This window comes from Bradyrhizobium sp. CCBAU 65884 (assembly GCF_028128835.1).
Lineage (GTDB): Bacteria > Pseudomonadota > Alphaproteobacteria > Rhizobiales > Xanthobacteraceae > Bradyrhizobium > Bradyrhizobium ottawaense.
In genome coordinates this window covers 41,324-66,070 of record NZ_LBJU01000097.1, presented here as the reverse complement: position 1 = coordinate 66,070, position 24,747 = coordinate 41,324, and the positions used below count along the sequence as shown (strand labels likewise).

Sequence of the window (24,747 nt, the reverse complement as noted above, 5' to 3'; positions counted from 1 at the left end):
GTGCCGGAACCGCTGGTTGTGCGCGTGGAACTTACGCGCACAGCGGGTCGGAGAAAATTCTACTCGAATTGACCGCGATCTCGGAATGTCCCGGCCGGACTGGCCGGGACACGAAGCATGAACCGCGCCTTTAGATCTGGCGCTCGACCATCTTGAGCTTCAGCTCGGCGATGGCTTCGGCCGGGTTCAGTCCCTTCGGGCAGGCCTTGGCGCAATTCATGATGGTGTGGCAGCGGTAGAGGCGGAACGGATCCTCGAGATTGTCGAGCCGCTCGCCGGTCGCCTCGTCGCGCGAATCGGACACCCAGCGATTGGCCTGGAGCAGCGCGGCGGGACCGAGATAACGTTCGCTGTTCCACCAATAGCTCGGGCACGAGGTCGAGCAGCAGGCGCACAGGATGCACTCGTAGAGGCCGTCGAGCTTCTCGCGATCCTCGTGGGTCTGGCGCCATTCCTTCTGCGGCGTCGGCGAGGTGGTCTTCAGCCACGGCTCGACCGATGCGTACTGGGCGTAGAAGTTGGTGAGGTCGGGGACGAGGTCCTTCACCACCGGCTGGTGCGGCAGCGGATTGATCTTCACCGCGCCGTCCTTCACGTCGTGCATCGAGCGGGTGCAGGCCAGCGTGTTCTGGCCGTCGATGTTCATGGCGCAGGAGCCGCAGACGCCTTCGCGGCAGGAGCGGCGGAAGGTCAGCGACGGGTCGATGTGATTCTTGATCCAGATCAGGCCGTCCAGCACCATCGGACCGCAATCATTGGTGTCGACGTAGTAGGTGTCGACGCTCGGATTCTTGCCGTCGTCCGGATTCCAGCGGTACACGCGAAACTCGCGGGTCTCGGTCGCGCCCGCGGGCTTCGGCCAGGTCTTGCCGCCGGAAATCTTGGAGTTCTTCGGAAGTGCGAATTCAACCATTGCTCTAACCTTTCGTCATTCCGGGGCGATGCGCAGCATCGAACCCGGAATCTCGAGATTCCGGGTCTGGTCCTTCGGACCATCCCGGAATGACGGCTAATGTTCGCTCAGTACACACGCGCTTTCGGCGGGATGTACTGCACGTCGTTGGTCATGGTGTAGTCGTGAACCGGGCGGTACTCGATCTTGACCTTGCCGGCATCGTCCAGCCAGGCCAGCGTGTGCTTCATCCAGTTCTTGTCGTCGCGCTCGGAGAAGTCCTCGCGCGCATGCGCGCCGCGGCTCTCGGTGCGATTGGCGGCCGAGTTCATCGTCACCACCGCCTGCGAGATCAGATTGTCGAATTCGAGCGTCTCGACGAGGTCCGAATTCCACACCAGCGAGCGGTCGGACACGGCGATGTCGGTGATGCCGCTATGGACTTTCTCGATCAAGTTCTGGCCCTCGCTCAGGACTTCGCCGGTGCGGAACACCGCGCAATTGCTCTGCATCACGTGCTGCATGCCTTCGCGCAGCTTTGCGGTCGGCGTGCCGCCGGAGGCGTAGCGGTAATGGTCGAGGCGGCCGAGCGCGAGCTCGGACGAGTTCGCCGGCAGCTCCGGCTGCTTGGCATTGGGCGTCAGCTTCTCGGCGAGGCGGAGCGCTGCGGCGCGGCCGAACACGACGAGGTCGATCAGCGAGTTGGAGCCGAGGCGGTTGGCGCCGTGCACGGAGACGCAGGCGGCCTCACCGATCGCCATCAGGCCGGGGATGATGGCGTTGTCGTCGCCGTCCTTCTTGGTCAGGACTTCGCCGTGATAGTTGGTGGGGATGCCGCCCATGTTGTAGTGCACCGTCGGCACGATCGGGATCGGCTCGCGCGTCACGTCGACATTGGCGAAGATCTTTGCGGATTCGGAGATGCCCGGCAGCCGCTCGGCCAGCACCGCGGGATCGAGATGGTCCAGATGCAGGAAGATGTGGTCCTTCTTCTTGCCGACGCCGCGGCCCTCGCGGATCTCGATGGTCATCGCGCGCGAGACGACGTCGCGCGAAGCGAGATCCTTGGCCGACGGCGCGTAGCGCTCCATGAAGCGCTCGCCCTCGGAGTTGACGAGATAGCCGCCTTCGCCGCGCGCGCCCTCGGTGACGAGACAGCCCGAGCCGTAGATGCCGGTCGGGTGGAACTGCACGAACTCCATGTCCTGCATCGGCAAGCCGGCGCGCAGCACCATGCCGCCGCCGTCACCGGTGCAGGTGTGGGCCGAGGTGCAGGAGGCATAGGCGCGGCCATAGCCGCCGGTCGCGAGGATCACGGTCTGGGCGCGGAAGCGGTGCAGCGTGCCGTCGTCGAGCTTGAGCGCGATGACGCCGCGGCAGGTGCCCTGATCGTCCATGATCAGGTCGATGGCGAAGAACTCAATGAAGAACTCGGCCGCGTGGCGCAGCGACTGGCCGTACATCGTGTGCAGCATGGCGTGGCCGGTGCGGTCGGCGGCGGCGCAGGTGCGCTGCGCCTGGCCCTTGCCGTAGTCCATGGTCATGCCGCCGAACGGACGCTGGTAGATCTTGCCGTCCTCGGTGCGCGAGAACGGCACGCCCCAATGCTCGAGTTCGTAGACCGCCTCGGGCGCGTTGCGCACCATGTATTCGATCGCGTCCTGGTCGCCGAGCCAGTCCGACCCCTTCACGGTGTCGTACATGTGCCAGCGCCAGTCGTCCTTGTGCATGTTGCCGAGCGAGGCGGAGATGCCGCCCTGCGCCGCCACCGTGTGCGAACGGGTCGGAAACACCTTGGTGATGCAGGCCGTGCGCAGGCCGGCTTCGCTGCAGCCGACCACGGCGCGCAGGCCCGCGCCGCCGGCGCCGACCACGACGACGTCATAGGTGTGGTCTTCGATCGGATAGGCTTTGCCGTTGGTGGCGGGAGCGCCGTTGCCCGTGCCATTCGTTGTGGTGGCCGATGTTCCCGTAGCCATGGGTTACACTCCGGAGGACAGTTTCAGGATCGCGTAGGTCGAGGCGAGCGCCACGGCGACCGAGAAGAAATTGTTGAGCATGATCGAGACGAGCTTCAGCTTCTCGTTATGGACGTAGTCCTCGATCACCACCTGCATGCCGATCTTCATGTGCCAGGCGCTGGCGAAGATGAAGAGGAGCAGGATCACCGCGACGGGAATGGAGCTCAGGGTCTGCGCAGCGTAGACCTGGTTGCGGCCGAGCAGCATCACGATGATCACCAGCGCCGGGATCATCAGCAGCGTCATGGCGACGCCGGTGATGCGCTGTCGCCAGAAATCGGATGTGCCGGAATGCGCGGCGCCGAGATTGCGGACGCGGCCGAGCGGGGTCCGCAGGCTGCGCTTCGGCGTATCGGATGCGCTCATCGTCCACCTCCGTTCGCATAGGCGATGATCCAGATCAGCACCGTCAGCGCGATGCCGCCGATCAGGGCACCCCAGGTCAGCGCTTCCCGCTCATTGGCCTTGAAGCCGTAGCCGAGGTCCCACACGAAATGCCGGATGCCGCTGAGCATATGGTGCATCAGCGCCCAAGTGTATCCGAACACGATCAGCCGCCCGATGATGCTGCCGGCGAAGGCCTGGACGTGCGCGTAAGCGGCCGGGCCGGAAGCCGCGGCAACCAGCCACCAGACCAGCAGCAGGGTTCCGAAATAGAGGGCAATCCCGGTGGCGCGATGGATGATGGACAGAGCCATCGTCAGCGTCCAGCGGTACACTTGCATGTGCGGCGAGAGGGGTCGTTCGATCCGTGCGGTCATGGGCTTTGATGTTTTATGGCGGCCCAGCAGGGGGCGCGCGGGGATCGGAAAGGTCGGCTCTATTTACGGAGTCGATTTGGCCTGTGCAATCTCCAAATTGCCATAAATCGAACGATGGTTCAGCTCTAGAGCCTTGATGAAGCAAGGCCAATCAGGGGCTTGGTATACCAGAGCATCGGTCCGCCAACCAAACTGAGAACTCAAATTCATTGCTTCGTAGCCTGCGCGAGGCGCATTGAAATCGCTATTGGAACGCCTCTAACCCAACGTCCGCTGCTCTCCGCTCGCACCAATCGGTCGGTGTCGGCCGTAGCCGCCTCCCCAGGGCCCAGGGCGACTCGGCTGGCCGCACGCTGGCCCGGCTTCGCTGAAAACCGCGGATATGCGCAGCCCGCATTCCACCCCAGCCGGGACGTCCGGTGCGTCGACCGGGCAACCCGGATCGCCTAAAGCTGGGACCGCAGCCGTCTCCGACCGACGTCCGAAGAGGTTGCGACCAGTCGCCGGGGCAGGTCAGGGGTGATTGCAGGTCTTGATATCAAGGACATCGTCGAGCTCGCACTGTTGCTGATCGCAACCGGGGCGCTTTCGGGATTTTTGGCCGGCGTGTTCGGCATCGGCGGCGGCGCCATTCTCGTGCCAGTGTTCTACGAATGCTTCCGTATCGCCGGCGTGCCGCTGGAGGTGCGCATGCCGCTCTGCATCGGCACCTCGCTCGCGGTGATCATCCCGACCTCGATCCGTTCGTTCCAGGCGCATTACAAGCGCGGCGCTGTCGACATGGCTATCGTCAGGGTCTGGTGGCTGCCGATCGTGATCGGCGTCGTCGCCGGCAGCGTCATCGCGCGCTATGCGCCGGAGCGGCTGTTCAAGATCGTGTTCGTCTGCGTCGCCTATTCCGCGGCGGCGCGCCTCATCTTCGCGCGCGAAGGCTGGAAGTTGGGCGACGATCTGCCGAAGGGCCCGCTGATGCGCGCCTACGGCTTCTGCGTCGGCATTCTCTCGACCCTGATGGGCATCGGTGGCGGCCTGTTCTCGAACCTCTTGATGACGTTCTACGGCCGTCCCATCCATCAGGCGGTCGCGACATCATCCGCACTCGCGGTGCTGATCTCGATCCCCGGCGCGCTCGGCTACATCTATGCGGGCTGGCCGGCGGCGGCGAACTATCCGGCCGTCGCAGCGCTGCAGATCCCGTTCGCGCTCGGTTACGTCTCGCTGATCGGCGCCGTGCTCGTGATGCCGATGAGCCTCGTCACCGCGCCGCTCGGCGTGAGAGCCGCGCATGCGATGTCGAAGCGAACGCTGGAGGTCGCGTTCGGGTGTTATCTGTTGATCGTGGGCAGCCGGTTCGTGATGAGTCTGGTGGGCGGGCTGTAGTCGCCGCGTCCACCGTCATTCGAGCGCAGCGTCGTAGGGTGGGTTAGCGAAGCGTAACCCACCGCTTCTGCCGCCGCGGAACGCAAAGAGGTGGGTTACGCCTTCGGCTAACCCACCCTACGGCTTCATCCGCAAGGACGGCGAACGCCAGCCCTATTTCTTCGCGTAGATATCCTTGTACGTATCCCGCAAGATGTTCTTCTGCACTTTGCCCATGGTGTTGCGCGGCAGCTCGTCGACCACGAAGACGCGCTTGGGCATCTTGAACTTTGCGATCCGTCCGTCGAGCGCGTTCAGCACGGCGGCTTCAGTGACGTCGGCGCCCTTGTTGCAGACCAGCACCGCCGTGACGCCCTCGCCGAAATCGGCATGCGGCACGCCGATCACGGCGGATTCGATCACGCCGGGCATGGCGTCAATCTCGCTCTCGATCTCTTTCGGATAGACGTTGAAGCCGCCGGAGATCACGAGATCCTTGCCGCGGCCGAGGATGTGGACGTATCCCTTGCCGTCGATCTTGCCGAGGTCGCCGGTGATGAAGAAGCCGTCGTCGCGGAATTCGGACTTGGTCTTCTCCGGCATGCGCCAATAGCCCTTGAAGACGTTCGGTCCCTTGACCTCGATCATGCCGATCTCCTCGCGCGGCAGCTCCTTGCCCGTCTCGGGTTCGGTGACGCGCACGGAGACGCCGGGGAGCGGGAAGCCGACCGCGCCGGGCACGCGCTCGCCGTCATAGGGGTTCGACGTGTTCATGTTGGTCTCGGTCATGCCGTAGCGCTCGAGCACGGCGTGCCCCGTCCGCGCCGACCATTCGCGATGGGTCTCCGCCAGCAGCGGCGCCGAGCCCGAGATGAACAGCCGCATGTGCTTCGTGGTGTCGCGCGACAGCGCAGAATTCTGCAGGAGGCGCGTGTAGAAAGTCGGCACGCCCATCAACACCGTGGCGCGCGCCATCAGCTTGATCATCAAATCCGGATCGAGCTTCGGCAGGAAGATCATCGACGCCCGGGCGAACAGTGTCACGTTGGTCGCCACGAACAGGCCGTGCGTATGATAGATCGGCAGCGCGTGGATCAGCACGTCCTTGTCGGTGAAGCGCCAGTAGCCGACGAGCGAGAGCGAGTTCGACGCCAGATTATCATGCGTCAGCATCGCGCCCTTGGAGCGGCCCGTGGTGCCCGAGGTGTAGAGGATGGCAGCGAGATCGTCGTTCGCCCGCGCGACAGTCGTGAATTCGCTGCTCGCCTTGTCGGCGGCCTCGGTCAGCGAGCCCTTGCCGTCAGCTCCGAGCGTCTCGACCCCGGCCTTCACCTTGGCGGCGATCGGGGCGAGGCCTTCGGCCTTGGAGGGATCGCAGACCACCAGCGACGGCTCGGCATCGCCGATGAAGTAGTCGAGCTCGTTCAGCGTATAGGCGGTGTTGAGCGGAAGATAGACCGCGCCGGCCCGTACCGTGCCGAGATACAGCACGATATTGGCGACGGATTTCTCGACCTGCACCGCGACGCGGTCGCCCGGCTTCACGCCGCGCGCGACCAGCACATTCGCCATCTGCCCCGCCCGCGCGATCAGCTCGCCATAGCTGATATGGCCGCCGTCATGCGTCTCGATCGCGAGGCGCTTCGGATCGTCCAGGCCGTCGAACAGGCGGGAGAACAGGTTGGCGTTGGCAGCTGGGTTCATGCAACATTCCTCGCCGGCGAAGGCCGGTCAAACCGAGGGCTGGATTAGCAAAAACCGCCCCAATGAAGCAACGGAGACAGTTTGCATGACGAAAGCTGGGAAACGCGTGGCCTGGGTCACGGGCGGCGGCAGTGGGATCGGCGAGGCCGGCGCCGAGGCGCTGGCGGCCGACGGTTGGACCGTGGTGGTCTCGGGCCGGCGCAAGGACGCCCTGGATACCGTGGTTGCCAAAATCGCCAAGGCGGGCGGGGCGGCCGAGGCCATCGCGCTGGACGTGGCCAACGCTGCGGAAGCCCAGAAAGCCGCCGATCAGATCGTCGCCAGGCACGGCCGCATCGACCTCCTGGTCAATAACGCCGGCATCAATGTTCCCAAGCGCAGCTGGAAGGACATGGAACTGGAGGGCTGGGACAAGTTGGTCCAGGTCAATCTCAACGGCGTGCTCTATTGCATGCGCGCGGTGCTGCCGACGATGCGCAAGCAGCAGGATGGCGCGATCATCAACGTCTCGTCCTGGGCCGGCCGCCACGTCTCGAAGATGCCGGGCCCGGCCTACACCACGACCAAGCATGCGGTGCTGGCACTGACCCATTCCTTCAACATGGACGAATGCGTCAACGGCCTGCGCGCCTGCTGCCTGATGCCGGGCGAGGTGGCGACGCCGATCCTCAAGCTGCGCCCGGTGGTGCCGAGCGAGGACGAGCAGGCCAGGATGCTGCAATCCGAAGATCTCGGCCGCACCATCGCCTTCATCGCGAGCATGCCGGCCAGGGTCTGCATCAACGAGGTGCTGATCAGCCCGACGCATAATCGCGGATTCATTCAGACGCCGAACAACAGGGATTGAGGCGCAGCGCGCGCGTCAATCCCCGCTGTCGTCCCGGGGCGCGACAACGTCGCGAACCCGGGACCCATAACCACAGGGAGAAGACGTCGCGCGAGACGGTAACTCCGAGTCTTCGCCAAACCACTCCCTGTGGCTATGGGTCCCGGATCGGCGCTTCGCTTGTCCGGGACGACAGCGGAGTGGGCGGATCGTTCGTGCATCACACGAACGTCCCCCCACATAGTTTCACGCATCACAAAGAATTTTTCTCCGAAACCGCACGGCGAACCCTCCCGTAGTTCGGTCCAACGACGGCGCTGCTGCTTCACGCCAACAGGTCGCAGCCGCCGTTGTTGCCCCAACGCAAAACCGGCCATCGCCGGTTACAATTCAATCGGGAGACTTTCCATGTCGAAGCGCATTGCCTATCTCGCCGCCGCCGCCTTCAGCGCCCTGGCCATCACCGCGACCGTCGTCGCGCCTGTCCGCGCCGAGGAGAAGACCGTCATGGTCGGCGGTGCCGCGATGTTCCCGTCCAAGAACATCGTCCAGAACGCGGTCAACTCGAAGGACCACACCACGCTGGTCGCGGCGGTGAAGGCGGCCGGCCTGGTGCCGACGCTGGAAGGCAAGGGTCCGTTCACGGTGTTTGCCCCGACCAACGCCGCCTTCGGCAAGCTGCCGGCCGGCACCGTCGACAATCTGGTCAAGCCCGAGAACAAGGCGACGCTGACCAAGATCCTCACCTACCATGTCGTGCCCGGCAAGCTCGAGGCCTCCGACCTCACCGAGGGCAAGAAGCTGAAGACCGCCGAAGGCGAGGAGCTGACGGTCAAGAAGATGGACGGCAAGACCTGGATCGTCGATGCCAAGGGCGGCACCTCGATGGTCACGATCTCCAACGTCAACCAGTCCAACGGCGTCATCCATGTGGTCGACACCGTGCTGATGCCGGCGACGTAACACCGCGGCCTCCTGTTTCATCCCGCAAGCAGGATGCGACGAAACGGCGAGCCGGGGGCACCCGGCTCGCTTTATTGTGACCGCCATAGCCCGACGCTATCGATTCGATGGCGGACAGGGCGTAACGAAAGCGGGCGCATCGGCGTATAATCGGTGTCACACGACGTTCAGGACGGAACCACCATGTCGAGCCTCACAGTCACCGACGAGCAGGTCAGCGCCGCCCCGGCCAAAGTGATCCAGCCGGCCTGGGTCCGCATCATGCACTGGGTCAATGCCCTCGCCATGATCCTGATGATCCTGTCGGGCTGGCAGATCTACAACGCCTCGCCGCTGTTCGGCTTCAGTTTTCCGCGCGAGTACACGCTCGGCGGATGGCTCGGCGGCGGCCTGCTTTGGCACTTTGCAGCGATGTGGCTGTTGATGATCAACGGCCTCGCCTATCTCGTCACGGGCTTCGCCACCGGCCGTTTCCGCAAGAAACTGTTTCCGATCACCCCGTCAGGCGTGCTCCATGACGTCAGGGCAGCGCTGACCTTCAAGCTCGGCCATGACGACCTCACCGTCTACAATTACGTGCAGCGCCTGCTCTATGCCGGCATCATCGTGGTCGGCGTGCTGATCGTGCTCACGGGCTTAGGGATGTGGAAGCCCGTGCAGCTCTATTATCTCGTCGCGCTGTTCGGCGACTACCCGACCGCGCGCTACATCCATTTCTTCTGCATGGCCGCGATCTGCGCGTTCCTCGTCGTTCACGTCCTGCTCGCGCTGCTCGTGCCGAAGAGCCTGCGCGCCATGATCATCGGCCGCTGAGGAGGAGAGCATGGCCAAGCGTTCATTCCTGATCCCCGGCGTCGACAAGCGGCTCTTGATCAAGGACTCCATCAAGACCATGCCCGACGTCACGCGCCGCCGCTTCATCGCGGGCGGCGCCAGCCTCGGCGCGCTGACGCTGCTCACCGGCTGCGATGTGATCGACTCGTCCTCGGCCGAGGAGATGCTGAAGCAGGTCTCGAAATTCAACGATGCCGTGCAGGCCTTCATCTTCAACCCCGACGCACTGGCGCCGACCTTCCCCGAGAGCGCGATCACGAAGCCGTTCCCGTTCAACGCCTATTACGATCTCGACGACGCGCCCGACGTCGCTGGCGCCGACTGGAAGCTCGAGGTCCGCGGCCTCGTCGACAATAAGAAGTCCTGGACGCTGGACGAGCTCTACAAGTTGCCGCAGGTCACGCAAATCACCCGCCACATCTGCGTCGAGGGCTGGAGCGCGATCGGCAGCTGGACCGGCACGCCTTTGCGCGATTTCCTCAAGCTGATCGGCGCCGACACAAGCGCGAAATACGTCTGGTTCCAGTGCGCCGACAAGGACGGCTACAATTCGCCCTTGGACATGCGCAGCGCGCTGCATCCGCAGACCCAGATGACGTTCAAATACGCGAATGAAATCCTGCCGCGAGCCTACGGCTTCCCCATGAAGATCCGCGTGCCGACAAAACTCGGCTTCAAGAACCCGAAATACGTGGTTTCGATGGAAGTCACCAACGACTACAAGGGTGGCTATTGGGAAGACCAGGGGTATAATTCGTTTAGTGGGAGCTAGGCGCGCTGCCGTAGTGTGGGCAAAGCGCAAGCGTGCCCACCATTCCATCCATCATGAATAAAACCGTGGGCACGGCGCTCTTGCGCCTTTGCTCACCCTACGGCACCGTCTACCTGGCTGGCCCCACTTTCCGCTGACACAGCGCCGCGGCCGCCCCCAACGCCAGCAGCGCCGCCGATACATTCAGCGCGTAGCTCAAACTCCCCAGCGCGTCCGTGATGGCGCCGACCACGATCGGCCCCAGCGTTTGCCCGACGCCGAACGAGATCGTCATCGCCGCGATCGCGGTCGGCCACATCGCCGGCGGATAGTTGAAGCGCACGAAGGCGGTGGTCGAGCCGACCACGGCGAAGAAAGCGACGCCGAACACCACCGCGGAGACCGCGAGCCACGCCGGCGAATGCCCGAGCATCGGCAGGGCCGCACCCAGCGCGTTGGTGCCGAGGATGATGGCGGTGGCCAATCCGCCGCGGTCGAGCGCCAGCACGCCGCGCCAGGCCCAGGGTGTGACGAAGGCGGACAGGCCGATCAGGCCCCAGAACGCCGCCTGCGCTGCGGCCCCGCCGCCGCCGTCGCGCACATAGGCGATCATGAACGTCATGTAGGCGATGTAGCCGGCGCCGAACAGGAAGTAGCCCGCGAGGTAGATCAGCACAGGACGAATCGCGAAGGCGGCGTGGCTGCCTTCCGAGAAACGCGCCCCGCTTTCGATGCGGATCAGGAACAGCGGCGCGGTCATCGCGGCCGAGAGCAGTGTCAGCGCCCACCACACCATCCACCACGAGCCCGGCCCGAAATATTGCAGCGTGAACGGAGCGATCAGCCCCGAGGACAGAATGCCGATGCCGGGACCGGCATAGAACAGGCTGAGCAGGAAATTGGCCCGCTCCGGGCGCGACTGGGCGATGGTCGCAGCGAGCGCGCCGCCGGCGACGAAGCCGGCCGCGGCGCCGAGACCCAGCACGAGGCGCGCCAGGCTCAGCGCGACGAAATTCCCCGTCAGCGCGCAAATGGCGAGCGCGGCGACGCAGGCCAGGGTTCCGCCGCGGATCGCGGCCGCCCAGCCGACGCGCTGGATGAGGCGCGACCCCACCAGCGCGCCCACGAGATAGCCGACGGCGTTGATGGTGTTCATGAATCCGGCGGCCGAATAGGACCAGCCGAGGGTCTCCCGCATGTCGGGCAGCACCAGCGCATAGGCAAAGCGGCCGATGCCGAGCCCGACGGTGGCCGCCAGCGACAGGGTCAGGATCAGCCGCGCGGGATGCGCGTAGGGCAGGACGCGGTCAGGAGCGTGCAAGCGGTTCTCCGGCCTACCCAGTGTGGCAGGCTCCGTCCGCCTTGCACAGCCGCACCCCGGCAATGGTGTCTTGCCAAGAGCGCAACGCCGCTCTAGCACTCCGGCCGGCCGTCATTCCGGGGCGCACGCGAAGCGGGCGAGCCCGGAATCCATAACCCCGGCTGGTGGTTATGGATTCCGGGCCCGCGCCAAGAGGCGCGTCCCGGAATGACGAGAGAGGATCGAGAAGGAAACGACCATGGCGACCCACAAACTGCTGCTGCTTCCCGGCGACGGTATCGGCCCCGAGGTGATGGGCGAGGTGAAGCGGCTGATCGACTGGCTCAATTCGGCCGGGATCGCCAAGTTCGAGACGGATACCGGCCTTGTCGGCGGCTCCGCCTATGACGCGCACAAGGTGTCGATCTCCGAGGGCGACATGGCCAAGGCGCTTGCCGCCGATGCCATCATCTTCGGCGCGGTCGGCGGCCCGAAGTGGGACGCGGTGCCCTACGAGGTGCGCCCGGAAGCCGGCCTGCTGCGCCTGCGCAAGGATCTGGCCTTGTTCGCCAACCTGCGTCCCGCCGTGTGCTACCCGGCGCTGGCGGAAGCCTCCAGCCTGAAGCGCGAGGCCGTCGAAGGCCTCGACATCATGATCGTGCGCGAGCTCACCGGCGGCGTCTATTTCGGCGAGCCCAAGACCATCACCGACCTCGGCAACGGCCAGAAGCGCGCCGTCGATACCCAGGTCTACGACACCTATGAGATCGAGCGCATCGGCCGCGTCGCCTTCGAGCTTGCCAGGAAGCGCAAGAACAAGGTGACGTCGATGGAGAAGCGCAACGTCATGAAGTCGGGCGTGCTCTGGAACGAGGTCATGACCCAGGTCCACAAGCGCGAATACCCTGATGTCACGCTCGAGCACCAGCTCGCCGATTCCGGCGGCATGATGCTGGTGAAATGGCCGAAGCAGTTCGACGTCATCGTCACCGACAATCTGTTCGGCGACATGCTGTCCGACATCGCGGCGATGCTGACGGGCTCGCTCGGCATGCTGCCTTCGGCTTCGCTCGGTGAGGTCGATGTGAAGAGCAAGAAGCGCAAGGCGCTGTACGAGCCCGTGCACGGTTCGGCGCCCGATATCGCAGGCCAGGGCCTCGCCAATCCGATTGCGATGATCTCGTCGTTCGGCATGGCGCTGCGCTACTCCTTCGACATGGGCGCGCTCGCCGACAAGGTCGACGCCGCGATCGCCGCGGTGCTTGCCAGCGGCCTGCGCACCGCCGACATCAAGTCGGAGGGCACCACGGCCGCCTCGACGACGCAGATGGGCGAAGCGATCCTGAAGGAATTGCAGAAGCTGCACGCGTAAGGCGGGCACAGCTCTCGTAGGGTGGGTTAGCCATGTGGACTGCGCGAAGCGCAGACCGCTTGGCGTAACCCACCTCTTTCGTCTCCGCGGAGACAAGCAGTGGTGGATTACGCCTTCGGCTAATCCACCCTACGGCACCTTCCAAAACAAAATGGCCGGGCGTGAGCCCGGCCATTTTGATTCGGTGCCTACCGCTCAGTACAGCGGGAAATTCTGCGGATAGCCGCCGACGTCCTGCGGCGGCGAGAGCGGCTGGCGGTCGATCGGGCGGTTGAGATTCTCGCGGGCGAAGGACGGATAGCCAACCGCCGGTGGGAAGGCGTAGTCGGAGAACTTGCGGTCGCCCGGATTGACCTCGGTGCCGCCGTCGAGCCAGGAGCGCTTGCTGACATAGATGCGGGTGCGGCCCTGCTGGTAGACGGCGTTGGGGCCGCTCGGGCCGTAATAGTGGCGGCCGCGCTCGTCATAGCGCTTGGTCTTGTTGTCAGCCGAGGCCGGCGTCGCAAGGGACAGGGCAATCACAGCGCCCGCCGCAAACAAGGTCGCCAGTTTGGCAGAGAATTTCCAGCTCATCACGTCCCCTTCAGGCGGCGCACCGCCAGTCGATTTCACCCCATACTAGCCCGGCCGGGGTGAGCGCAACTAGGTCTATTGGGTCACACCAGCTCGGAATAATCGTGCGCGCTGGCAAAAGTTGCATCAATACCAGCCACTTGAGCTTGATGCCGGTCAAAGCGCCCCGCGCAATTGCGCGTTGGCGGCGCCCAGCAGCCAGTCCGGCGAGCCCGCGAGGTCGCAAGCACGGCGCTTCAGCTCGGCACGGGCGAACAATTCCGCCAGCTTCGGCTCGTTGCCGGAGGTCAGCAGCGTTAGCCGGTTCAGCGTGCAGGCGATCGCCGCACGCCGGGCGGGCATTGTGTCGCCCTGGCAGGAGAAGCCGGAGATCTGCAAGCCTGGCTCCTCGTTGCGCTTGAGGTAGCCGAGGCAGGCCAGCGTCCCCTTGTCCGCGCCGATCGGCCGGAACAGCGCGACGGGGCCGAATTTCGTCTCGATCAGGCCGGCTTGCTCGAGCGGGGTGGCCGCCCCGAGACCCATCTGGACGGCGAGGTCCGTCGCTACAGGACGGGCCACATCGAACTCGCCGCCTTCCCGATAGATTTCGAGCTCGGCCAGCGGCTGGCCCGCCGCGCTCGCCCAGCGCATCACGTCTTTGCGGCCGCCTTCGGGATGCCGAAAGATGGCGTAAGAGGCTGTTTTTTCAGATGAATCGATCCGGCTAAGGGCGAAAGCCGGGTGCGATCGGTCGGCCGTGCTCCAGCCCGGCTTGTCTGCGGGATCATCGCCGCGCAGCTCGGGCAGCTGACCCAGCGCCGCGAGGGCGAGGATGGCAAACAGAGCGAGCGCCCCCACATAGGCGATCAGGCGCGCCAGCGTGCCGACCACCTCGTCGGCGAAGGCTGCCAGCGTCAGATAGAGATGGGTCCGGGTGGAGATTGCGGCCGTGCTGGCCTCAGGCGACTTCATCCACGTCCCTAAGGCATGGTCCAACGTTGTCTTGAGGCCGGTTCTCGCATAGAAGCGCTGCTCTTCCTGTTTAAGCGTCAGCTTCAGGAACGGGCTTTTTCATCGGAGAGTGAACGATGGGTTACAAAGTCGCAGTCGTCGGCGCGACCGGCAATGTCGGACGGGAAATGCTCAACATCCTCGATGAGCGCAAATTCCCCGCGGACGAGGTCGTGGCGCTGGCGTCGCGCCGCAGCATCGGCGTCGAGGTCTCCTATGGCGACCGCACCCTGAAGTGCAAGGCGCTCGAGCACTTTGATTTCTCCGATGTCGACATCTGCCTGATGTCGGCGGGCGGCGAGGTGTCGAAGGAATGGTCGCCGAAGATCGGCGCCGCCGGCGCCGTCGTGATCGACAATTCCTCGGCCTGGCGCATGGATCCGGACGTGCCGCTGATCGTGCCGGAGGTGAATGCGGCTGCGACCGAAGGCTTCAAGAAGAAGAACATCATCGCCAACCCGAACTGCTCGACCGCGCAGCTCGTGGTCGCGCTCAAGCCGCTGCACGACAAGGCGACCATCAAGCGCGTCGTGGTCTCGACCTATCAATCGGTGTCGGGCGCCGGCAAGGACGGGATGGACGAGCTGTTCTCGCAGACCAAGGCCGTCTACACCAATGACGAGCTGGTCGCGAAGAAGTTCCCCAAGCGCATCGCCTTCAACGTCATCCCCCACATCGACGTCTTCATGGAGGACGGCTACACCAAGGAAGAATGGAAGATGATGGCGGAGACCAAGAAGATTCTTGATCCCAAGATCAAGCTCTCCGCTACTTGTGTGCGCGTGCCCGTGTTCGTCGGCCACTCCGAGGCCGTCAACATCGAGTTCGAGAATCCGATCAGCGCGGACGAAGCGCGCAACATCCTGCGCACGGCGCCCGGCTGCCTCGTCATCGACAAGCAGGAGCCCGGCGGCTACGCCACGCCTTACGAAGCGGCCGGCGAGGACGCGACTTACATCAGCCGCATCCGCGAGGACGCGACGGTGGAGAACGGTCTCGTGCTGTGGTGCGTGTCCGACAACCTCCGCAAGGGCGCAGCCCTCAACGCGATCCAGATCGCGGAAGTGCTGATCAACCGCAAGCTGATCAGCGCGAAGAAGAAGGCGGCCTGACGAACTCTCTCCTGTCGTCCCGGACAAGCGCGCAACAAGCGCGCGCAGATCCGGGACCCATAACCACAGGAAGTGGTTTGGCGCGAAGCTGGTAACTCCGGGTCTTCGCAAAATTATTGCTGCGGCGTATGGGTCCCGGATCTGCGCTTGCGCTTGTCCGGGACGACGATCTCGTTTGACGCGGCAGCTGACGAAATCTCGCCCTACGCCACGCTACGCGCGTTCTTGAATTCCTTGCTCGCCTTGTCCAGCACGAACAGCGATCCCTCCGCGACGCCGAAATAGGCGCCGTGGGTCTGCATCTGGCCGGCATCGACCGCCTTCTGCACGAACGGGAACGTCATCAGGTTTTCCAGGCTGCGGAACACCGCGGCCTTCTCGATGCGCTCGACGAATTGCGCCATGCTCTCATGGTCACGTTGCTCGACCACTTCACCCGGCTTGATGAACATCTGCATCCATTTGCCGATGAAGTCGCCGGGCGTCAGCGGCTCGAGCTTGTCGACGAAGGCGCGGATGCCGCCGCATTGGGCGTGGCCGAGCACCACGATGTGTTTCACCTTCAGCACCGTCACCGCATATTCCAGCGCGGCCGAGACGCCATGCGCGTTGCCGTCGGGCTGATACACCGGCACCAGATTGGCGATGTTGCGGACCACGAACAATTCGCCCGGGCCGACGTCGAAGATCACCTCGGGCGAGACGCGGCTGTCGCAGCAGCCGATCACCATTACTTCCGGCGACTGCCCCTTCACCGACAGGTCGCGGTAGCGGGTCTGCTCGGTCGGCAGCCGCTGGGTGGCGAAGGCCCTGTAGCCTTCCAGCAAATGCTCTGGGAATGCGGTCATGGCCTATGCCTAAACATATACCGCCGAGGCGAACAAGCCTTTCGAATAGGCAGGCCAGATGTTATCGCCTGTGGCTGTTTGCTTGAGCATGATCCTTGCCGGAAAATCGCCGCACAGTTTTCCGGATCGTGCTCTACAACCGCCTGAGGAAACCGGAAGGAACACTTGCATGACCCGCCCGCGCCGCAGCCATCTGTTCATGCCCGGCTCCAACCCCCGCGCGCTGGAAAAGGCGCGCAATCTCGCCGCCGACGGCCTGATCCTCGATCTGGAAGATTCCGTCGCTCCCGACGCCAAGGCGGTGGCGCGCGATGGAATCGCGGCGGCCATCGCGGCCAAGGGGTTCGGCAAGCGCGAGATCCTGATCCGGACCAACGGTCTCGACACGCCCTGGTGGGCCGACGATCTCGCCATGGCCGCCAAGGCCTCGCCCGACGGCATCCTGGTTCCAAAAGTTTCAAGTATCGAAGATCTCGATACGATCGGCCTCCGTCTTACCGAGCTTGGCGCGGCGCCGACGGTGAAGGTCTGGGCCATGATCGAGACCGCGCGCGCCGTGCTGCACGCGGAGGAGCTGGCCGAGGCCGGGCGCGATCAATCGCGGCGCCTCTCCGGCTTCGTGTTCGGCCCGAACGACATCTCACGCGAAACGCGCATCAAGATGCTGCCCGGCCGCGCCGCGATGATCCCGATGATCACGCACTGCATCCTGGCGACGCGCGCCCACGGCCTCGAAATCCTCGACGGCCCCTACAGCGACATCGCCAATTCCGACGGCTTTGCCACCGAATGCGCGCAGGGCCGCGATCTCGGCTTCGACGGCAAGACGCTGATCCACCCCTCGCAGATCGACGCCTGCAACGCGATCTTCACGCCGCCCGAAGAGGAAGTCGCGCGCGCACGAAAAATCATCGCGGCGTTCGAGCTGCCGGAGAACGTCTCGCGCGGCGCGATCCGCTTGGACGGCGCGATGGTGGAGCGGCTGCACGCCGACATGGCCCGGCGCACGATCGCAATCGCGGATGCCATTGCGGCGATGAGCAAGGGCTGAAGCGTCAACTCGAAAAAGCGATATCCGCTTTTCCGCGACAAACGGCCATCTTCTGTTCGCCAAGAGCAGAGGACGGTGCGGCCAATTCCTCGCAATACATCCGATCGATGTTGCGCTGCATGAGCGCATAACAATCGCATGCGACCTTCTCGAGCCGCGCCCGATCGATCTCTACAAACCCGCGCCCGTCGGACGGGACCGCGCCGGCCTCGCGTAGCTTGCTCATCGTCAGGGTTACTGTCGTCCGTCGCACCCCAAGCAGCTGCGCAAGCGCCTCCTGCGTCACCGGAAGCCGGTCATCGGGCACGCGGTCGTGAAGCTGCAGGAGCCACCGCGCCATGCGGCCATCCACCCGGTGCAGCGCGTTGCAAGCGGCTACGTGCTGGAGCTGCAATAACACCGCGCGGGCGTGGACCTGCACCACGTTCCTGATGGCTGTGCTTTGCGCAAAGGCGGCGCGAAATTTGGCGGCGGAAATCAGCGATGCTGTGCCGGCTATGCGAGTAACCGCGGTCACGGATGAAAGCGACGGGCCGAGCACGGAGAACGAGGCCAAAGCGCCTTCCCGTCCCATCAAGGTGGTTGCGACCGTTTGCCCGTCCGGCATATCGAGCATGAAGGCGATTGCGCCGCTATGGGGAAAATAAACCGGGTCGAGCTCATCGCCCGACCGCACCAGGACGGCATCGGGTTCGAACGAGACTTTCTGGAAGTAGGGCGTGAGCAAGCCGAGATCCGCCGGCGGCAACGCCGCCAGTAGCCGATTCCCGATGCCCGCGCGGTGGACGGTCACGATGCTTTCTTGTGAACGGGCACCCAATGAACGACGGGATCGATCTACTTCATTTGCCATGATTATCCGAAATACGAATTGCCCGAAGGGAAACTATCCAAACAGAGCCATTCGTCGAGATCAAGCACGGATAATTGCGGAGACCTTGTCGGCATCCTCCTCGCGCAAACGGGATCTTGCATACATCATACTATTCGCGATCTTTTGCCGCTCGGCGAGGTGCACCACGTGCTGATCGACCAGTGATGGTTGCAGCAGCGCGCGAGTTTAACCTTGTCCCGGCGCGGACCTCTGGGGAGATCTGCTATACCCCCGGGTACAGCGGACATCCTTGCGCCGATCCCAAGGTAGGGATTGATGAGTGTGCGGCGAGCGAAATCTTCTGCGCCGCTCACCGCGGCGCGACTTTGGCCCGGTCGAGCGATTCCAGTGTCGAGGCGTTGGCGCAATAGCCGTGATAGTTCTCCGCGCGGTGCCGTCGGCGAGATCGCGATCGCACTGTCCCTTGTGATTGCACAGCGGGCAGACCCGCTTCCTGTCGGGCAGCAATTGCGGCTGTGCGCGCTGACACCCCGTCGTGCGACGAGTCCTTCTTGCGTCCAACAACGTCATCTCGCGTCTCGACTCCTTCGTCCGACGGACTGTGGCAATCACCCGCATCCGTCGCGCCGCGACCTCTCGGTGCGCGCTCTGAGGTGATGTTGCGCGGAAGCACCTCGTGCGAATGCACGCGTGAATTTGATGTTTCGCGCCTGCCAACGTTGGACGCCGCGTGAAATCAAAGCGTCAGTCGACAACGCTCTCGTCTGCGTCTCGCGCCGAGATCTCGCTCAATACATTAGATGCCTTCTATTTCAGATACCTTCTATTTGGCGATGCTCGCCTGGCTGTTTATTGCACTTCTTGTCTCGTCGGCGTGATGAGACGGGGCATCAATAAGAAAAGACTCCGGGGTACTATGATTCACGATTGGAACGGCACGCGCGTATTTTTGCTCGTGTCCGTATCGATGCTGCTGACCACGACATCGTCATTCGCACAGCAATCCAACGTTCAACCGTCGACCGGACCCGGACAGTCGCTTCCTCCGGTTGCCGTATCTGCGCCGGAGCGCCGCGCTGTGCCTGCCCGGAGGCAACCTTCATCGAATGCAGTGCGCGCGAGGCGCCAGGCCGATCGGCCCGCGAGCGCGCCGGCAGCAAGCGCACCTGCGACGGTCGGCGCGCAGCGGGCCGCGTTGCCGGTACCGTATGTCGGCGGACAAGTCGCGCGAGGTGGCCAGCTCGGCCTGCTCGGCAACAAAGACTACATGGATACGCCATACAGTCTCGCCAGCTATACGGAGAAGACCATCCGTGACCAGCAGGCGACCAGCGTCGCCGAGGTTCTGACCAATTCCGATCCGTCGGTCCGCGCGGCAATCGGCAGCAGCAACCGCTATGACGCACTGACCATTCGCGGCTTCCGGGTCGAGAACAGCGAGATCGCGTTGAACGGGCTGTACGGTCTGGTGCCGGCCTATCGTGTCAACCCGGCGCCGATCGAGCGTATCGAATTGCTCAAGGGCCCGGGCGCGTTCCTCAACGGCATGGCCCCGCAGGGAAGCATCGGCGGTAGCGTCAATGTCGTGACCAAACGTGCTTACGAAGATCTGACGCGCTTGACCGTCGGCTACATGTCGAATGCCCGCTTTGGCACGGAGGTCGACGTGGCGCGCCGCTACGGGGATCAGAAGGAATGGGGCGTCCGGTTCAATGGCGGGTTCAATGGTGGAGACACCACGATCGACCGCCAATCGGTGCGTGACGGTGTCGGTTCGCTCGGTGTCGACTACCGCGGCGAGCGCTTTCGGTGGTCGGCCGATGTCATCTATCAGGACGACTGGATGAAAGCTGCGGCGCGCGGCTATACGCCGGTCAAGGGCATCGCGGTGCCCAATGCGCCGGATCCTCGCATCAATCTCGCCCAGCCCTTCGACTATGCCCGCGCGAAGAGCCTCACGGGGCTGACGCGCGCTGAATACGACCTGTCCAACAACGTCACCATGTTCGGCGCCATCGGCGCCAACCAATTCGGTTATGACAAGCGGGAGGCGCCGGGAGCGACGATCCTCACGACCTCGGGCGACGCACTTTCAACGTCGCGCTTCCAGACCGGGAAGTCCGAGGCCGTGTCTGGCGAAGCCGGTGTTCGGGCGCGCTTCGATACAGGCCCGGTCGGGCATGAAGTCGTGGTCAGCGGCAGTGTCCTGAACCGAACCGACTGGCTCGGTCAGACCAATTACGGGAACTATCTCACCAACATCTACACACCCACGCTGCTGGCGAGCCCCGGCACACCGGTGTCGTCCTTCGCCGAAGGCAAATCCGACTTTCTCGGCCTGCGAAGCGTCGGCGTTGCCGATACGCTCTCGATGATGAACGGGATGCTTCAGGTGACCGTCGGCGCCAGACAGCAGCAGGTCATTGCGAACGGCTTTGATCCCGCGAGCGGTCTGGAGACCGCCCACTATGACCAGAGCGCGACGTCGCCCTCCGTGGCCCTGCTGGTGCGACCGATCAAGGAAGTGTCCTTTTACGCCAGCTACATCGAAGGTCTTTCGCCCGGTCCCACGCCGCCGGCCGGCGCAGCCAACACCAACGCGGTGTTCGCTCCCTTCAAGACCAGGCAATACGAGGTCGGCACCAAGCTCGATCTCGGTCGCTTCGGCGCGAGCCTGGCGGCGTTCCAGATCAGCCTGCCGAGCGGCGTCGTCGATCCCGTCACCAAGATCTACAACCTCGACGGCGAACAGAGAAACCGCGGCGTCGAGCTCAACACCTTCGGCGAAGTGGCGCCGGGGATCCGGGTTCTGGGCGGCGTGACTTATCTCGATGCACGGCTCACGAAGACCGAAGGGCACCTCCATGACGGAAATCATGCGGTCGGTGCTCCGGGCTGGCAGAGCAATCTTGGTATCGAGTGGGATGCGCCCTTCCTGCCTGGGCTGACGGCGACGGCTCGCACGATCTACACCAGCCGGGCCTATGTCAGCACCGACAACATCCAGAGCGTCCCCGCGTGGATGACCTTCGACCTCGGGGCACGCTATGCTACCAGCCTGGCTGGGCGGCCGACCACGTTCCGCGGGTCCGTCACCAATCTGTTCGACAATCGCTACTGGATCGGCAATCCGACCGGCTATGTGATCAGCGGCATGCCGCGGACGCTGTGGCTATCGATGTCGGTTGACTTCTGACGCGGAATGAGCCGGCGTTGCGCCGCCTCACCGCGGCGCGACATCGGCGCGGTCGAGCGATTCCAGCGTCGCGGCATTGCCGCAGTAACCGTGATAATTCTCCGCGGCGGTGCCCTCTGCGAGATCGCGGTCGCATTGTCCCTTGTTGTTGCAGAGCGAGCAGACCCGCTCCATGTCGCGGAGCAGCAGCGGCTGCGCGCGGCCGAGGCCTTCGGCGCTGATGCCGAGCTGCTGCAGCATCATTGGCAGCTCGTCGGCAGAATGCTTGCCGTGGCGGACCAGTTCCTCGAGATCGTCAGGCGCGATCCTCAAGTCGCTCGCGATCCGGTCGAAATCGGCGCGATCGAGCTGCCGCATCTCGTTCAGCTCGCGGCGGTGCTTCAGCCAGCTCGCAAAGGAGTCGATGAGGTCCTGGACGATGGGATATGGCCTGCTTGCGGTGCTCATGGAAAGCTCCCTTCGGACAGCGGAATTGGAGCGAATTAAGCACAATGATGCAGGGGCGCGTTGCGCTGGATCAAACTCGATCGAGCGAGATTGATCGCGTGTCCCGGACGCGGTGCGGCGCGAAGTGCCGCTCCGCAGAGCCGGGACCCATCTCGCCACGTTACTGGGCCCCGGCTCAGCAGCGCATCACCAAGAGGTGCTGCGCAGCGTCCGGGGCACGAGAGCTAAGCAAACCGCTCCGCCGCCCAGGCATACAGGCTGCCGGGAATCGGCTTTTCGCCGCCGCGGCCCTTGGGCGAGATGTGCAGGCCGATAATCTCGGGGCTGGTGACGAGGTCGAGATAGCTCGAGGGATCGAAGAACAGTTTTGGTTCCGCATGCACGGCGTAGAACGACTGCTTCGGCAGCGCGCAAGCGAGCTCGCCGGTGCGGCGCGCGAGCGCGGTGAGTGCCGCGGGGCCGAAGATCGCGACGCGGATATCGGAGAGGCGGTTCGAGCTGCCGCGCAGGCGGCGCATCATGAAGGTGATGCGATGGCGGACCGACAGCCAGTTCGGCGTCAGCTCCTCCTGCTCCATCAGCTCCTCGAAGGCGGCGACGATGCCGTGCCCGGGCGGCAGGTAGATCACGGAATTGCCGAGCTGGCGTGGCCGCTCCCAGGCAAAGTAGGGTTTTGCCGGATCGATCTCGACCGGCTTCAAGAGCAGCACATCGGCGTCGAGCCAGAGGCCGAGATCCTTCGCCATCAGCTTCATGCGGAAGAAATCGCTGAACTGCAGCGTGGTCCAGTCGCGCCAGCTTCCATCCGGTTGTGGCGGCCGCAAGCGTTCCGAGAACGCGTGCGGCAGGATCGCTTCGGCGTCCGCGTTTGCGACGCCGGCGGGCAGGCCGGGAATGGTGTCGAAACTATAGACCGTGACCTTGTGGCCGGCCGCCAGCTGCGAGCGCAGACAGGTCTGGCGCAGCGCATCCATCGGGCCATGCCAGAAGGTGACGATGTCGGGCAGCATGCGGCGAGCTATCCGGGATAAGCGAGGCAAAGAAAAAGCCCCGGCGCAGTCGGCACCGGGGCTGAATGAAGACGCAAGCTCAGGCCCAGGCGCGTTCGCGCTTGAGCTTGTCCTCATAGGTGTCGATCGAGGCCTTCTTCTCCATCGTGAGGCCGATGTCGTCGAGGCCGTTGATCAGGCAGTGCTTGCGGAACGGGTCGATCTCGAACTTGACCTTGCCGCCGTCGGGGCCGCGGATCTCCTGGTTCGGCAGGTCGATCGTCAGCGTCGCATTGGCGCCGCGCTCGGCATCGTCGAACAGCTTGTCGAGGTCTTCCTGGCTGACGCGGATCGGCAGAATGCCGTTCTTGAAGCAGTTGTTGTAGAAGATGTCGCCGAACGAGGTCGAGATCACGCAGCGGATGCCGAAGTCGAGCAGCGCCCAGGGCGCGTGCTCGCGGCTCGAGCCGCAGCCGAAATTGTCGCCGGCAACCAGCACCTTCGCATTGCGATAGGCGGGCTGATTGAGGACGAAATCCGGATTCTCGCTGCCGTCGTCCTTGTAGCGCTGCTCGGAGAAGAGCCCCTTGCCAAGTCCGGTGCGCTTGATGGTCTTGAGGTACTGCTTCGGAATGATCATGTCGGTGTCGACATTGATGATCTTCAGCGGCGCCGCGACGCCTTCCAGCGTGGTGAACTTGTCCATGGTTGCGCTTTCCCGGATGGGTCTAGGGGAACAGGTATTTATCGCGATCGGGGCCGGAATCCTAGGCCGAATTGGGCAGGTCTACTCTGCCTGAGCCTCAATCGCCGCCATATCGTCGTCCGAGAGGCCAAAATGGTGGCCGATCTCGTGGATCAGGACGTGGCGGACGATATGGCCGAGGCTCTCGTCGTGCTCGGCCCAGTAATCCAGGATCGGCCGGCGGTAGAGCCAGACCATGTTGGGCAGCCGCGCCACGTCGCCAAGGCTCTGCTGCGGCAGGCCGACGCCCTGGAACAGGCCGAGCAGGTCGAACTCGCTCTCGCATTCCATTTCGTCCAGGACCTCCTCGGTCGGGAAATCGTCGACGCGGAGGATCACGCCCTCGCACAGCCTACGAAATTCCGCCGGCAGGCGCTCGAAGATGTCGTGTGCCGTCGCTTCCATCTCGGCCAGCGAAGGCGCTTTCAATTCCGTCCACATGAGGCTCTCTTAGCGCGGGTTTCCCGCTGATGCATCCCGCTTTATAAAGCGCGGCGAGGTTGACGGGCGCCGCCAAAACGGGGAGCGTGGGCCTCGAATGGGACGTTTCAGGTGGGCGGAAAAATGCGAGCGAAAACAGCGCTGACGCTACTGTGCATGGGGTTGTTTTCGCCGTTTTGCGTTGGCGCCGAGGCGCAGACCGCCGGCTCCGAGATTCGCCTCGCCCAGGCAGCCTCGCCTGATGCCCCGCCGCCGCGCAAGCGGCCGCCGCGCTTGCGCGTCACGCCCTATTACAGTCCTGACGGCGTCTATCCGCGCTACAATCCCGGTCCCGACGCGGTCCGCGAATGCAACGCGACCTATGTGCAGGAATACCGGCCGAGCGGCACGGTGATCGTGCCGCGGATGAGCTGCTACTGGCGCCGCGGCTGATGCCGGTTCGACGCTCGCGCGCAGCGCGGGAGCCTCAAGGGGGCGTCATGGCGAGATGGTTTGCATTGGCCGTTGTCGTCGCGCTTGCCGCGGGCCTGCCTCGCGCGTCCGCGGCGCCGAGGGTGGCGGAGGCCTCGGCCGGGATCGCCGTCTTCGACGTGCGACGACACGCACGAACCCATGGCATTGCGCGGCCCATCGTGCGCCATGATCCCCGTTATTACGCGCGGCCGGTCCACTACCGTCCTTATCCCTACCGCGTGCCCGCGCCGTTCGTGTTCGGCTACGGGCCGTTCTGGTGACGT

General features: G+C 64.3%; 25 protein-coding genes and 1 pseudogene. 11 read left to right on the top strand and 15 right to left on the bottom strand.

The genetic code is table 11. From position 1 onward, the window contains the following. Nucleotides 1-130: 130 nt before the first annotated feature. The 4 genes from XI03_RS08870 to sdhC form a co-directional block, all read right to left on the bottom strand. Nucleotides 131-913 carry a succinate dehydrogenase iron-sulfur subunit gene (locus XI03_RS08870; protein WP_028139274.1) on the bottom strand — a complete coding sequence of 261 codons (783 nt, stop codon included), beginning with the start codon at nucleotides 911-913 and terminating at the stop codon, nucleotides 131-133. A 107-nt stretch (nucleotides 914-1,020) separates the two neighbouring features. Further along, a complete protein-coding gene (gene sdhA / locus XI03_RS08865) occupies nucleotides 1,021-2,871 on the bottom strand; it encodes a succinate dehydrogenase flavoprotein subunit (RefSeq protein ID WP_028139273.1) in 1,851 nt (616 codons plus the stop codon). Between the two features lie 3 nt (nucleotides 2,872-2,874). Beyond that, the gene (gene sdhD, locus XI03_RS08860) at nucleotides 2,875-3,279 is read right to left on the bottom strand and encodes a succinate dehydrogenase, hydrophobic membrane anchor protein (protein ID WP_018318929.1); all 405 of its coding nucleotides are present in this window, start codon (nucleotides 3,277-3,279) and stop codon (nucleotides 2,875-2,877) included. After that, the gene (gene sdhC / locus XI03_RS08855) at nucleotides 3,276-3,674 is read right to left on the bottom strand and encodes a succinate dehydrogenase, cytochrome b556 subunit (protein WP_018318928.1); all 399 of its coding nucleotides are present in this window, start codon (nucleotides 3,672-3,674) and stop codon (nucleotides 3,276-3,278) included. The genes sdhD and sdhC overlap by 4 nt, the downstream gene beginning before the upstream one ends. Before the next feature lie 519 nt (nucleotides 3,675-4,193). Between sdhC and XI03_RS08850 the strand changes: the two genes are divergently transcribed. Then, entirely contained in the window at nucleotides 4,194-5,054 is an 861-nt protein-coding gene (locus XI03_RS08850) for a sulfite exporter TauE/SafE family protein (RefSeq protein WP_271591894.1), read from the top strand. A 153-nt stretch (nucleotides 5,055-5,207) separates the two neighbouring features. Here XI03_RS08850 and XI03_RS08845 read toward each other — a convergent pair whose 3' ends face one another. Beyond that, entirely contained in the window at nucleotides 5,208-6,737 is a 1,530-nt protein-coding gene (locus XI03_RS08845; protein WP_271591893.1) for a malonate--CoA ligase, read from the bottom strand. Nucleotides 6,738-6,822: 85 nt separating this feature from the next. Between XI03_RS08845 and XI03_RS08840 the strand changes: the two genes are divergently transcribed. From XI03_RS08840 to XI03_RS08825, 4 genes are all read left to right on the top strand, one after another. Next, a complete protein-coding gene (locus XI03_RS08840; RefSeq protein WP_028139269.1) occupies nucleotides 6,823-7,584 on the top strand; it encodes an SDR family oxidoreductase in 762 nt (253 codons plus the stop codon). A 387-nt stretch (nucleotides 7,585-7,971) separates the two neighbouring features. Then, a complete protein-coding gene (locus XI03_RS08835; RefSeq protein WP_028139268.1) occupies nucleotides 7,972-8,526 on the top strand; it encodes a fasciclin domain-containing protein in 555 nt (184 codons plus the stop codon). 183 nt (nucleotides 8,527-8,709) lie between these two features. Then, nucleotides 8,710-9,339, top strand: coding sequence for a cytochrome b/b6 domain-containing protein (locus XI03_RS08830; RefSeq protein ID WP_028139267.1), 630 nt, complete (start codon nucleotides 8,710-8,712; stop codon nucleotides 9,337-9,339). 10 nt (nucleotides 9,340-9,349) lie between these two features. Beyond that, nucleotides 9,350-10,132, top strand: coding sequence for a molybdopterin-binding protein (locus tag XI03_RS08825; protein WP_038949832.1), 783 nt, complete (start codon nucleotides 9,350-9,352; stop codon nucleotides 10,130-10,132). A gap of 109 nt (nucleotides 10,133-10,241) precedes the next feature. Here XI03_RS08825 and XI03_RS08820 read toward each other — a convergent pair whose 3' ends face one another. Then, nucleotides 10,242-11,432: a YbfB/YjiJ family MFS transporter gene (locus tag XI03_RS08820; RefSeq protein WP_271591892.1), complete on the bottom strand. Its 1,191-nt coding sequence runs from the start codon at nucleotides 11,430-11,432 to the stop codon at nucleotides 10,242-10,244. 238 nt (nucleotides 11,433-11,670) lie between these two features. Between XI03_RS08820 and leuB the strand changes: the two genes are divergently transcribed. Beyond that, nucleotides 11,671-12,783, top strand: a complete 1,113-nt coding sequence (gene leuB / locus XI03_RS08815; protein ID WP_038949833.1) for a 3-isopropylmalate dehydrogenase — start codon at nucleotides 11,671-11,673, stop codon at nucleotides 12,781-12,783. A 195-nt stretch (nucleotides 12,784-12,978) separates the two neighbouring features. Here the strand turns inward: leuB and XI03_RS08810 are convergent, their stop codons facing one another. Both XI03_RS08810 and XI03_RS08805 read right to left on the bottom strand, forming a co-directional pair. Continuing rightward, on the bottom strand, nucleotides 12,979-13,356 hold the full coding sequence (locus tag XI03_RS08810; protein ID WP_028139263.1) for a hypothetical protein: 378 nt from the start codon (nucleotides 13,354-13,356) through the stop codon (nucleotides 12,979-12,981). A 156-nt stretch (nucleotides 13,357-13,512) separates the two neighbouring features. Next, on the bottom strand, nucleotides 13,513-14,307 hold the full coding sequence (locus XI03_RS08805) for a hypothetical protein (RefSeq protein ID WP_271591891.1): 795 nt from the start codon (nucleotides 14,305-14,307) through the stop codon (nucleotides 13,513-13,515). A 116-nt stretch (nucleotides 14,308-14,423) separates the two neighbouring features. Between XI03_RS08805 and XI03_RS08800 the strand changes: the two genes are divergently transcribed. After that, entirely contained in the window at nucleotides 14,424-15,458 is a 1,035-nt protein-coding gene (locus tag XI03_RS08800; protein ID WP_028139261.1) for an aspartate-semialdehyde dehydrogenase, read from the top strand. Between the two features lie 203 nt (nucleotides 15,459-15,661). Here the strand turns inward: XI03_RS08800 and XI03_RS08795 are convergent, their stop codons facing one another. Beyond that, nucleotides 15,662-16,306 carry a carbonic anhydrase gene (locus XI03_RS08795; RefSeq protein WP_271591890.1) on the bottom strand — a complete coding sequence of 215 codons (645 nt, stop codon included), beginning with the start codon at nucleotides 16,304-16,306 and terminating at the stop codon, nucleotides 15,662-15,664. A 169-nt stretch (nucleotides 16,307-16,475) separates the two neighbouring features. Between XI03_RS08795 and XI03_RS08790 the strand changes: the two genes are divergently transcribed. After that, nucleotides 16,476-17,357: an HpcH/HpaI aldolase/citrate lyase family protein gene (locus XI03_RS08790; RefSeq protein WP_028139259.1), complete on the top strand. Its 882-nt coding sequence runs from the start codon at nucleotides 16,476-16,478 to the stop codon at nucleotides 17,355-17,357. 4 nt (nucleotides 17,358-17,361) lie between these two features. On the opposite strand, the gene XI03_RS08785 is transcribed toward XI03_RS08790, so the two are convergent. Together XI03_RS08785 and XI03_RS40485 are read right to left on the bottom strand one after the other, a co-directional pair. Next, a complete protein-coding gene (locus XI03_RS08785; RefSeq protein WP_271591889.1) occupies nucleotides 17,362-18,210 on the bottom strand; it encodes a Crp/Fnr family transcriptional regulator in 849 nt (282 codons plus the stop codon). Nucleotides 18,211-18,541: 331 nt separating this feature from the next. Further along, nucleotides 18,542-18,723, bottom strand: a pseudogene (locus tag XI03_RS40485) (hypothetical protein); the annotation flags it as partial. A gap of 580 nt (nucleotides 18,724-19,303) precedes the next feature. Here XI03_RS40485 and XI03_RS08780 point away from each other — a divergent pair. Continuing rightward, entirely contained in the window at nucleotides 19,304-21,388 is a 2,085-nt protein-coding gene (locus tag XI03_RS08780; RefSeq protein ID WP_271591888.1) for a TonB-dependent receptor, read from the top strand. Nucleotides 21,389-21,415: 27 nt separating this feature from the next. Here the strand turns inward: XI03_RS08780 and XI03_RS08775 are convergent, their stop codons facing one another. The 4 genes from XI03_RS08775 to XI03_RS08760 all read right to left on the bottom strand — a co-directional run bounded on the left by XI03_RS08775 (nucleotide 21,416) and on the right by XI03_RS08760 (nucleotide 24,010). Next, the gene (locus XI03_RS08775) at nucleotides 21,416-21,835 is read right to left on the bottom strand and encodes a hypothetical protein (protein ID WP_028139258.1); all 420 of its coding nucleotides are present in this window, start codon (nucleotides 21,833-21,835) and stop codon (nucleotides 21,416-21,418) included. Nucleotides 21,836-22,059: 224 nt separating this feature from the next. After that, nucleotides 22,060-22,845 (bottom strand): hypothetical protein, encoded by a 786-nt coding sequence (locus XI03_RS08770; RefSeq protein WP_271591887.1) that lies wholly within the window; start codon nucleotides 22,843-22,845, stop codon nucleotides 22,060-22,062. 79 nt (nucleotides 22,846-22,924) lie between these two features. Then, a complete protein-coding gene (leuD, locus tag XI03_RS08765; RefSeq protein ID WP_008539074.1) occupies nucleotides 22,925-23,530 on the bottom strand; it encodes a 3-isopropylmalate dehydratase small subunit in 606 nt (201 codons plus the stop codon). A gap of 81 nt (nucleotides 23,531-23,611) precedes the next feature. After that, on the bottom strand, nucleotides 23,612-24,010 hold the full coding sequence (locus tag XI03_RS08760) for a metallopeptidase family protein (RefSeq protein WP_028139256.1): 399 nt from the start codon (nucleotides 24,008-24,010) through the stop codon (nucleotides 23,612-23,614). Between the two features lie 156 nt (nucleotides 24,011-24,166). On the opposite strand from XI03_RS08760, the gene XI03_RS08755 reads away from it, so the two are divergent. Then, on the top strand, nucleotides 24,167-24,442 hold the full coding sequence (locus tag XI03_RS08755) for a hypothetical protein (protein WP_212477418.1): 276 nt from the start codon (nucleotides 24,167-24,169) through the stop codon (nucleotides 24,440-24,442). Between the two features lie 47 nt (nucleotides 24,443-24,489). Continuing rightward, on the top strand, nucleotides 24,490-24,744 hold the full coding sequence (locus XI03_RS08750) for a hypothetical protein (protein WP_038972637.1): 255 nt from the start codon (nucleotides 24,490-24,492) through the stop codon (nucleotides 24,742-24,744). Nucleotides 24,745-24,747 lie beyond the last annotated feature (3 nt).

Excerpts from the sequence above, each read along its gene's own strand:
- XI03_RS08870 (WP_028139274.1), bottom strand. The coding sequence starts at position 913 with ATGGTTGAATTCGCACTTCCGAAGAACTCCAAGATTTCCGGCGGCAAG.
- sdhA (WP_028139273.1), bottom strand. The coding sequence starts at position 2,871 with ATGGCTACGGGAACATCGGCCACCACAACGAATGGCACGGGCAACGGC.
- sdhD (WP_018318929.1), bottom strand. The coding sequence starts at position 3,279 with ATGAGCGCATCCGATACGCCGAAGCGCAGCCTGCGGACCCCGCTCGGC.
- sdhC (WP_018318928.1), bottom strand. The coding sequence starts at position 3,674 with ATGACCGCACGGATCGAACGACCCCTCTCGCCGCACATGCAAGTGTAC.
- XI03_RS08845 (WP_271591893.1), bottom strand. The coding sequence starts at position 6,737 with ATGAACCCAGCTGCCAACGCCAACCTGTTCTCCCGCCTGTTCGACGGC.
- XI03_RS08840 (WP_028139269.1), top strand. The coding sequence starts at position 6,823 with ATGACGAAAGCTGGGAAACGCGTGGCCTGGGTCACGGGCGGCGGCAGT.
- XI03_RS08835 (WP_028139268.1), top strand. The coding sequence starts at position 7,972 with ATGTCGAAGCGCATTGCCTATCTCGCCGCCGCCGCCTTCAGCGCCCTG.
- XI03_RS08830 (WP_028139267.1), top strand. The coding sequence starts at position 8,710 with ATGTCGAGCCTCACAGTCACCGACGAGCAGGTCAGCGCCGCCCCGGCC.
- XI03_RS08825 (WP_038949832.1), top strand. The coding sequence starts at position 9,350 with ATGGCCAAGCGTTCATTCCTGATCCCCGGCGTCGACAAGCGGCTCTTG.
- leuB (WP_038949833.1), top strand. The coding sequence starts at position 11,671 with ATGGCGACCCACAAACTGCTGCTGCTTCCCGGCGACGGTATCGGCCCC.
- XI03_RS08810 (WP_028139263.1), bottom strand. The coding sequence starts at position 13,356 with ATGAGCTGGAAATTCTCTGCCAAACTGGCGACCTTGTTTGCGGCGGGC.
- XI03_RS08805 (WP_271591891.1), bottom strand. The coding sequence starts at position 14,307 with ATGAAGTCGCCTGAGGCCAGCACGGCCGCAATCTCCACCCGGACCCAT.
- XI03_RS08800 (WP_028139261.1), top strand. The coding sequence starts at position 14,424 with ATGGGTTACAAAGTCGCAGTCGTCGGCGCGACCGGCAATGTCGGACGG.
- XI03_RS08795 (WP_271591890.1), bottom strand. The coding sequence starts at position 16,306 with ATGACCGCATTCCCAGAGCATTTGCTGGAAGGCTACAGGGCCTTCGCC.
- XI03_RS08790 (WP_028139259.1), top strand. The coding sequence starts at position 16,476 with ATGACCCGCCCGCGCCGCAGCCATCTGTTCATGCCCGGCTCCAACCCC.
- XI03_RS08785 (WP_271591889.1), bottom strand. The coding sequence starts at position 18,210 with ATGGCAAATGAAGTAGATCGATCCCGTCGTTCATTGGGTGCCCGTTCA.
- XI03_RS08775 (WP_028139258.1), bottom strand. The coding sequence starts at position 21,835 with ATGAGCACCGCAAGCAGGCCATATCCCATCGTCCAGGACCTCATCGAC.
- XI03_RS08770 (WP_271591887.1), bottom strand. The coding sequence starts at position 22,845 with ATGCTGCCCGACATCGTCACCTTCTGGCATGGCCCGATGGATGCGCTG.
- leuD (WP_008539074.1), bottom strand. The coding sequence starts at position 23,530 with ATGGACAAGTTCACCACGCTGGAAGGCGTCGCGGCGCCGCTGAAGATC.
- XI03_RS08760 (WP_028139256.1), bottom strand. The coding sequence starts at position 24,010 with ATGTGGACGGAATTGAAAGCGCCTTCGCTGGCCGAGATGGAAGCGACG.
- XI03_RS08755 (WP_212477418.1), top strand. The coding sequence starts at position 24,167 with ATGGGGTTGTTTTCGCCGTTTTGCGTTGGCGCCGAGGCGCAGACCGCC.
- XI03_RS08750 (WP_038972637.1), top strand. The coding sequence starts at position 24,490 with ATGGCGAGATGGTTTGCATTGGCCGTTGTCGTCGCGCTTGCCGCGGGC.